The organism is Stenotrophomonas maltophilia group sp. RNC7, from assembly GCF_030910085.1.
Lineage (GTDB): Bacteria > Pseudomonadota > Gammaproteobacteria > Xanthomonadales > Xanthomonadaceae > Stenotrophomonas > Stenotrophomonas sepilia.
The window spans coordinates 1-392 of the sequence record NZ_JAVFVN010000910.1 but is presented as its reverse complement, the minus strand read 5'-3'; the positions used below and the strand labels follow the sequence as shown (position 1 = coordinate 392).

Sequence of the window (392 nt, the reverse complement as noted above, 5' to 3'; positions counted from 1 at the left end):
CTCATTAAATCAAATAACCCCTTTGTTATGACAGCGATTTCATAAGTAGTATTGGAATCTAAATCCTCTATAATACATTGTTCAGAGGAACAAGTATCTACGATTTTCCCATTGAGATAAATCTCATATTTTACTAACTGAGATTCTTTTAATTTGTCTGTCCAACTTATCCAAATGCTTGTATCTGTACGATGTATGACGTTTAAATTTGTAACAGAATCGAGAGTTTTGTTATTATTAGTAAGCACAACTCCTTCAAATATTTCTTTCTTAAGCATTTGCAAAAAGGCAAGTTCAAGATCTCTTAATGTAGAACACTTTATATTTACCGCATCGATATCCATTCTATGAGGGGCTTGCATTGTTTTAATAAAATAATTTTTCAAGCTTTC

Annotated in this window: 1 protein-coding gene; it reads right to left on the bottom strand. The window is 30.6% G+C overall.

The features are described 5' to 3' along the window. On the bottom strand, positions 1 to 392 hold a 392-nt coding region (locus tag RCF13_RS23455; protein WP_308141585.1), incomplete at both ends, for a fibronectin type III domain-containing protein.